Genomic DNA, 7971 nt, shown 5'->3' with positions numbered 1-7971 from the left:
TCGCCCTCGCGCGCCTCGTACACCTCCGTGTTGGGCTGGATGCGCAGGTGCCAGCGCCCGTCCGCGAGCTGCTTCACCCCCACCGCGGTGCTCACCGTGGACACGGAGGCGTCATGGGGCGTGCGGCGTGCCCGCTCCTTGGGGGGCAGCGTCTTCAGCCAGGCCAGGTATTCGCCGTACGTCACCTCGGTGCGGGAGATGAAGTAGGGCCCCGTCTCCACCTCGTGCAGCGGCACCGTGTCGAAGAATTGGCGGATGTCCTCGTCCGCGGCGGTGCCGAAGAGGAAGGTGCCACGTGGCACATGGACGAAGCCCTCGGGAACGCGGGAGGCCTCCGGCAGGGACAACTCCAGGGTGTGCTCGGTCCCTGGCTCGGCACGCAGCGGGTAGCGCACCGGGGCCCGTCCAGGGGCATTCAGCTCCAACAGCCAGGTGCCGCGCTCCAACGAGAGCCCCTCCAGCGGGGTGCTGCCGGGGGAAGGGGCGGGTGCGAGCACTCGCGGGCCTTCCTCCGTCTGCGCGTAGCGCGCCAGGGAGACGGTGGCCCCGGGGGGCGAGGTGCGCAGGTTCAGCCGCATGGGCGCCTCCCAGCGCGCCAGGCGCTCGCCGGTGGTGTCATAGAGGCGCAGGCGGTGCAGCAACTCGTCGCGTTCAGCGGTGCGGAAGGCGCGCTCGGCGAGCCGCACGCGTTCGGCGAGCACGTCCGCGAAGGCGGACCGGACCTCTTCGCGGCTCGGGTCGAGCACCAGCGCCTTCTCCAGCGAGTCGGTGGCGCGGGTGTAGGCCCGCTCCGTCTCGGCCTGGAGCCGGAGCGCCGCGACCCAGCGGGGCTGGGCCTTCTTCAGCTCGCCCGTGTCGAAGAGGGCGAAGGCCTCCGTTCGCGCCCGCTCCAGCGCGTGGTGCCGCTCGCGGGCGTTCTCCAGGAGGGAGCGGGCCTCGCCGAGCTGCGCGCGCACCTCGCGCTCCAGGGTGTACCAGCCGTTCACCCGCAGGCCGGCGTACACCAGGGCCAGCGAGGCGATGAAGCCCACGGCGAGCGCGCGCGTGCGCAGCCGGCCGCGGCTCACGGCCCGGCGCGAGGCCTCGAGGAAGGCGGTCTCGCGCACCGAGAGTCCCTCCGGGGACAGCGGATGCACCTCGGTCAGGTGGCGGGTGCCCCACAGCGCCTCGCGCGGGCGCCCCAGCCGCTCCCACTCGGCGGCGGCCTGCTCCAGCCGGGCATGGAGCTGACGTGCCTCGTTGGCCTCGGCCAGCCACTGCGCGAGCCGGGCCCAGCCGGTGAGCAGCGCCTCGTGGGCGATGTCGAAGGTGGTGCCCTCCTCGGAGCGGCGGGCCACCACCAGGCGCGCGTGGACGAGCGCCTCCAGTGCGGCCCGTGAGGCCGGCTCGTGGCCGGGCAGCTCGGCCTCGGAGCGGCGGGCGCGCGTCCCGTCCACCGTGACGAGCCGCATGAGCAGCCGCCGCGCCGCCCGCTGCTGATCCGGCAGCAGCTGGTCGATGACCCCATCCGCGTACCGGGCGAGCGCGCCATTCACTCCGCCGAGCGCCTCCAGTGCCGTGGTGGGGATGATGCCCCGGGCCCGGTCGCGCGCCTCCCACAGCTCCGCGAGGGTGAACTGGAGCAGCGGCAGACTGCCCTCGGCGCGCAGGGTGGACTCCACCAGCGTGTCGATGAGGGCCTCCGACTCGAAGCGAGTCCCCTTGACGCGGGCGGGACCCGTCACCACCTCGCGCACCTCGGCGCGACCCAGGGGACGCAGCAGGTAGAGGGCGCGCGCGAGCGCCTCGCCCAGGCCGGGCAGGACGCCGAGTCGGGTGAGGAAGTCGCTCCGGGCCGTGGCCAGCAGGCGCACCCCCGGTACACCCGAGGCGAGCAATCCCATCAGCTCCGCGAGGTGTGTCGCCTCCGCCGGCTCGCTCAAGGTGGTGAGCTCCTCGAGCTGGTCCACATGGAGGACAACGCCCCGGCGTGAGTTCCCGCCGAGGGCGGCCCGCAGGGCGCGCATCAACGTGGTGGGCTCGGCGCGGGCGAGCTGTTCGATGCGGGCCTCTTCCAGCGGGACGTGGGGGGCGAGCGCGAGGGCGAGGCCGGTCACGGGGCGGCGGCCGGGCACCATGCGCGCCACGCTCCATTGGAAGCCATCCTCCAGCGCTCCCTCCACCACCAGGGGCAGCACTCCGGCCGAGCACAGGGAGGACTTGCCCACGCCGGAGTCGCCGGTGACGAGGACGAAGGGGCTGGCGCGCAGCCGCTCCACCACGGCGCGCACCTCCTGCCGGCGGCCGAAGAAGAGGGCCCGGTGCTCCTCCTGGAAGGACTGAAGGCCCCGGTAGGGGTTGCCCTCGGGGACGGGCGCGGCGGTGTCGCCGGCCTTCAAGTCCTCCAGCGCCTCCAGCAGCTCGTCGGCGGAGGCGTAGCGCTCGGTGGGCTCCCGGCGCAGACAGCGGTCCACCACCGCCGCGAAACGTGCCTCCACCTCCGGGGCGGCTTCGCGCAGCGGGCGCGCATCCCGCTCCTGGAGGGTCCGGGCCAGCTCCGGGAGGGGGACGTGGCGGAAGGGGCCCCGACCCGCGGCGAGCTCGTAGAGCACCACTCCCAGGGAGTAGAGGTCCGAGCGGGCCGACGCCGGCTCTCCACGCCAGGACTCGGGGGACATGAAGTAGGGCGTCCCCACCAGGGAGCCGTGGGTGAGCGAGGGCAGCTCGACGTCCGGGGGGGCGGGGCTCTCGTCGGGGGCGGCGTCCGGGGCCGTATCGGGAGCCTCGGACGGTACGTCGAGCAGCTTGGCCAGACCGAAGTCCAGCAGCTTCACCTCGCCGGACTCGTCGAGGATGGCATTGCCGGGCTTGAGATCCCGGTGGAGGACGTTGCGGCGGTGCGCGGCGGCGAGCCCGCGCGTCAGGTCGATGCCGATGTCCAGGACGCGATCCCCAGGCTGGGGTCTGGGCAGCCGATCCAGGGTGATGCCGCGGACGTACTCGGAGACGAGGTAGGGCTGGCCCTCGAACTGCCCCGCGCGGTAGAGGCTGGCGACGTTGGGGTGCTGGATGCGGGCGGTGGCACGCGCCTCGATGAGGAAGCGTGCCAGGACCTCGTTATCGATGGCGGGGATGAACTTCACCGCCACGATGCGGTCGAGCAGCGTGTCCTGGGCGAGGTAGACGCGTCCGGTGCGCCCGCGCCCCAGGGGACGCAGCAGCCGGTACTCGTCGAATTCCGGCGGAGGTTGCCAACCCTCCTGGCGGGCGTTGGCCCTGGAGCTCACCGGGGCCGCGTCTTGCCTCCCGCCTTCTCGAGCAGGGCACGAATCTGGTCGGCCACCGCATCCGGGAGTGCGGGCTTGGCCACGAAGGCATCACAACCCACCTCCCTGGCCTTCTCCGAGTGCATGGCCATGACGTGGCCGGTGAGCGCCATCACGGGGATGTGGCGGGTGCGCTCGTCCTGCTTGAGCTGTCGGGTGGCCTCCCACCCGCTGAGCACGGGCAGCGACAGGTCCATGAGGATGATGTCCGGATGCTCCGCTCGGGCGTACTGGAGCGCCTCCTGTCCATCGCGGGCCGTCTGCACCTGGTAGCCGAGGAACTCGAGGTACTCGGCGTACATCTCCCGGGCGTCGTCGTAGTCGTCCACCACGAGGACTCGTTGCGTCCCGGGTTTGAAACTCGCGTCAGCGGACTCGGGTGTTTCGGTCGGGGGGAACTTTCGGGCTGCGTCCGTCATAGGGGGCCACGTTCCATTCTCGCAGCAACCGGGCGCATTGGACAGAGGGGGCGGGAGCGCAGCAAGGTGCTCCGGCCTGACCACCTCGGCCAGCGACGTGAAGATCCGGGTGGGAGGCCGGGGTACAGATACCTTCCCCCAGCCCTCTTGAGCAGAGGGCCAGGGGACGTCCAGACGCACGGCCGTTACTGGCAGATGTCGCGGTCTTCCAGCGGGTTGATGTGGCCCTCGGCGTTGCCTGTCAGGGACAAGGCGTAGAGGCCACCATCCCAGCTTCCATTGTTGAAGGTGACATTCGCGTGGGGCGCCAGCACCGTCCCCCAGAAGCCATAGTGGGTGGCGTTGATGGCCGTGGCATCCACGAAATTGTAGAGCACGCCGTGTTGGTCGATGCCGCCGCTGAAGGAGTGACCGAAGTTGGCGAACGTGGCCGTGGCACCCTGGATGTTGACCACGGCCAGGGAACCCGCCGGTGCTTGGATGGACAGCAACGTGGCACCGGTGAACGCACTGGCGTTCACCCGGAAGACGTTCACCTCCGGATCCGTGCCGCTCAGCATGATACCGCCCCAGGACTCGACCGTCGTCGTGCCGTTGGCCGTCAGAGCGGCCAGTTGGGAGGACAGGCCGCGCAGTTGGGCGCCTCGGGCGGCGAAGTGGATGGGTGTGCCCTGTGCCGCGCTGCCCCGGAAGAACGTCACGGACTCGTTGGCGGTGGAATTGCCCCCGTACCAGGCATCACCCCAAATGCCACCGCGGCTGAGCGTCAGGTTGCCGCCCGCCACCAGCACCCGGGCGGTGTCGCTCTCCGGCAGCGCCCAGCCCACCGAAAAGTCTGACAGGGTGATGTCGCCACCCGCCGCGACCTTGCCCTGAACGTCGTGGCCCTGAGTGTAGTTCTCGAGCACGAAGAGGTTGTAGTCGTTCAGGCGGACCTGGATGCAGTCGGAGCATGCGAGGTCTACCTGCGCCGAGGCGGTGTTGTTGTCCTCGCGGCACTCCAACTCCTGGCCGGTGCCGGGGCCATGGTCCGCCACGACGAAGACCTCGGCGGTGCCGCCGGGGGCCGGGTTCAGTACGAGCCGGGCCAGGGCGCTGGAGCCCGCGGGGAGCACGTCCGAAAGGGGGGTGATGCCCAGCAGTGTGCCGCCGGAGGCCGGATTGCCCCGGAAGAAAGCCACCTTGAAGCCCGCGGAGGCAGCGGCGGCACCTTGGTTGGTCACCCGCGCGCTCAGCACGAGGTTGCGCGTTGTCCCATCACACGAGGCCGCCACCTCCGAGGCCACGAGATCCGCCGAGGCGAAGGGGCTGGTGGTGCCGGTGCCCTGGCTGTTGGAGCGGAAGGTGTTGAGGCCCGAGACGAGCCAGTTGCTCGCCGGATTGGACGGGATGGTGCCATCCTCGTTGACGTTGGTGACGGAGTAGGCGTGCTGGTTCCAGATGGGGCGGGTGTTCACCCAACCGTCGTGCTTGTCTCGGAACACGCGGATGCCTTTGTACGGCCCGACCCCAATCGAGCTGCACAGGCTGTTCTCCGCCACGACAATCTCGGCGTTGTTGTCTCCATCGACATCCGCCACGACCGGGTTCTCGTACGCCGTGCAGGAGCTGTGCGGCACCTCGAAGCGCACCGTGCCGGTAGCGCCGTCGTAGATCCGCAGCCGGATTTCGTCCGCATAGACGACCTCCGCCTTGCCGTCTCCCTCGAAATCGAAGGTGGAGGAGCCGGTCACGTTCGAGGAGCTGTCGCGGGTCTGACCGGACCATTTGAGGGTGCCATTCGCCTCGAAGACCGCGTAGCGGCTCGCGCCAGCCACCCCGATCTCGGGCTGCCCATCGTTGTCGAAGTCCGCGATGTTGGGGGCGCCACCGTTTCCGCCCCCTGGGTGGAGGGTCGTCCACAGCAGCGTACAATTGTCATCGAGCAGGGAGACACGGCCCGACCACACGACGACGATCTCCCCCTGGGGGTCCGAATCGAAGTTGCCCACGCCCGCCAGGCCGTGACCAATCTGTGTGTTGACGCACTTGAGTGTCCCGTCAGCCCGGTACACGGCGCGGTCGTTGATGACCTCCTGTTTGCCGTCTCCATCCAGGTCCGCTGCGAAGGAGATGGGGCCCACGCCACCAAATGCGGGGATTCCCGCCATGCCATCGGAGCCCACCCACTTGAGAGTCCCGGTGTTGCTGTAGACGTGATTGCCGTTGAGGATCTCCACCAGGCCGTCACCGTCCAGATCCGCCAGGGAGGGGCCACCCCAGACATTCGTGGCGCCGGGGCTGCGGAACTTGAAGGCGCCATCGTGCTCGAAGCAGATGATGCCCTGGCCGTTGGCGGGAACAGTGCAAAGCTCCACCTTGCCATCCCCGTCGATGTCTCCGGCCGCGATCTGCGCCCCCGCACGAACCTGCAACTCCGGCACATTCACGGTCCAGAGATCCTGCCCACTGTTCCCCTGGATGGCCCGCATGACGCCGGGCTCGCTGATGAAGCCGCTGCCCGTGTGCTTGCTTGTATTGAAGACGATGTCGGAGACGCCATCCCCGTTCACGTCCACGACGACCGGGGTCATGATCACGTGGTTGTACTCGGGCAGGATCGCGCTGCCGGTCCACTGCCACTCCAGCTCTGGCTCGAAGTTGGGAGTGAAGGGCGGCTGGACTTCGCAGGTTCCGCTCAGCGCCTCCGACAGGTGCGACGGTATCTCGTCTTCCACCGTGCCCGTGCAGGCCGTCAGCACGATGAGGGTCAGCGCCCTCATTCCATGTCTTGCCTTACAACTCCGGCCATTCGCACCCTTGCCTTGTTCCAATACGCTCATGATTCCCCCTCCATTTCAGACTCGCGGCTACTTGCGATCTACCACCTGTCAGTGAACCCAGCTCTTACTTGGAGTGAGGATGCTATTGCAACGTGGAGTCTGGCCATCGAGAAGACAAAGGCCATCGAAGCGCGGGACACTCGGTTCGCGGCACGAGAGAGCTTGACCGGGCAGTGCACCCGGCGCAGGAATGGCCCCCATGAGCGAACGGCTCGTTTTCGCACACACGGTGGAGGGACTCTTCCGGCGGGGGCTTTCGGGGCGGATACCGCCCGGGCTGAAGGAGCAGCTGCGACAGGCGGGGTTGGACCTGGAGCGTCCCCTGCTACCGGCCTACCCGCTGGAGACCTGGTTCCAGTGCGTCGCGCTGGCGGCCGAGACGTTGTACCCGGGCGAGCCACGAGACCTGGCGCTGCGCAGGGTGGGCGAGCGAATGGTGGACGGCTACCTGGAGACGACGATGGGTAGCGCCATGTTCGGGTTGCTGCGGCTGCTTGGGCCTCAGCGGACGCTGGGGCGGATGCAGAAGAACCTCCGTTCGGCCAACAACTACACCGAGGCGCGCCTCACCGAGGTGGGCCCGCGCGAGTTGGACCTGTGGATGAACGAGCCCGGTCCGCTGCGCTACTTCATGCAGGGCGTCTTGCTGGCCGGGCTGCGCGGCGCGGGGACGCCGGACGTGCAGGTGGCGCTGCACCACTTCGACGACGCCAGCGTCACCTACCGGGTGTCCTGGGAAGGAAAGGCCTAGAGCCCGGCCACCTTGGCGGAGCTGGCCACCGAGTAGGCGAAGGCCAGCTCCTGCTGGGTGCGCGGCGGAGCGGCCAGCTCGAAGCGCACGATGCCGTCCTCGCTCACCTTGGCGGGGGCGGGCTTCGTCTGCTCCTGGAGCAGCTTCACCTCCACGGCCTCCACCTCGGAGACGGGCATGCGCTCCTCGATGACCACCTTCTCGGGGTGGTTGCCCGTGTTGGAGAGGAACAGCTTCACCTGCTGCGTCCGGGTGCGCCGGCCGGTAATCCGCTGGGTGTCGTGCTTCTCGTCCATCACGCGGGCGATGCGCAGGGTGTCCTCGCTGCCGAAGCCCAGCTTGAGCCGCTCGCCCATGCCCGCGAACTTGAGCTGGGAGCGGCCCACGTAGCCACTGGAGCGCACCAGGTCCACCGGGCCGGCCAGCAGCACCGAGGGCCCCCGGTTGTCGAAGCGCGCCACCCGGTGCACCAGCGGCGAGTGCTCCGGGTAGCCGATGAGCTCGGACGTCGCCGGCACGGTGAACTGGAACAGCGGCACGCGGTGCGGGGCTCCGTCACCCGGCACGGTGGCCCGGTGCCGCGCCCGCAGCGTCAGCGCCTCGCCTCCGTCGTCCAGGCCCGGCATGGCCTCCGTCTGGCTGGTGCCCCCCTCGCCCGTGGTCTGGATGACCTC

5 protein-coding genes are annotated in these 7971 nt (G+C 69.6%); 1 reads left to right on the top strand and 4 read right to left on the bottom strand.

Annotated elements, in window-relative coordinates; genetic code table 11:
* The 3 genes from VF794_RS05720 to VF794_RS05710 all read right to left on the bottom strand — a co-directional run.
* The coding region (locus VF794_RS05720) for a protein kinase domain-containing protein (RefSeq protein ID WP_331108166.1) at positions 1–3266 on the bottom strand (3266 nt) is incomplete at its 3' end.
* On the bottom strand, positions 3263–3724 hold the full coding sequence (locus VF794_RS05715; RefSeq protein ID WP_414640875.1) for a response regulator: 462 nt from the start codon (positions 3722–3724) through the stop codon (positions 3263–3265). The genes VF794_RS05720 and VF794_RS05715, both read right to left, overlap by 4 nt.
* A gap of 185 nt (positions 3725–3909) precedes the next feature.
* Complete coding sequence (locus VF794_RS05710; protein ID WP_331108164.1) at positions 3910–6486, bottom strand: choice-of-anchor A family protein; 2577 nt, start codon at positions 6484–6486, stop codon at positions 3910–3912.
* 259 nt (positions 6487–6745) lie between these two features.
* Between VF794_RS05710 and VF794_RS05705 the strand changes: the two genes are divergently transcribed.
* The gene (locus VF794_RS05705; RefSeq protein WP_331108163.1) at positions 6746–7297 is read left to right on the top strand and encodes a DUF2378 family protein; all 552 of its coding nucleotides are present in this window, start codon (positions 6746–6748) and stop codon (positions 7295–7297) included.
* On the opposite strand, the gene VF794_RS05700 is transcribed toward VF794_RS05705, so the two are convergent.
* On the bottom strand, positions 7294–7971 hold a 678-nt coding region (locus VF794_RS05700; RefSeq protein ID WP_331108162.1), incomplete at its 5' end, for a DUF4139 domain-containing protein. The genes VF794_RS05705 and VF794_RS05700 overlap by 4 nt on opposite strands.

Origin of the sequence: Archangium sp., from assembly GCF_036389735.1 — a bacterium.
GTDB lineage: Bacteria > Myxococcota > Myxococcia > Myxococcales > Myxococcaceae > Archangium.
Note: the sequence above shows the minus strand (reverse complement) of the source record. Positions and strands in the feature narration are given on the sequence as shown.

Excerpts from the sequence above, each read along its gene's own strand:
- VF794_RS05715 (WP_414640875.1), bottom strand. The coding sequence starts at position 3,724 with ATGACGGACGCAGCCCGAAAGTTCCCCCCGACCGAAACACCCGAGTCC.
- VF794_RS05710 (WP_331108164.1), bottom strand. The coding sequence starts at position 6,486 with ATGAGGGCGCTGACCCTCATCGTGCTGACGGCCTGCACGGGCACGGTG.
- VF794_RS05705 (WP_331108163.1), top strand. The coding sequence starts at position 6,746 with ATGAGCGAACGGCTCGTTTTCGCACACACGGTGGAGGGACTCTTCCGG.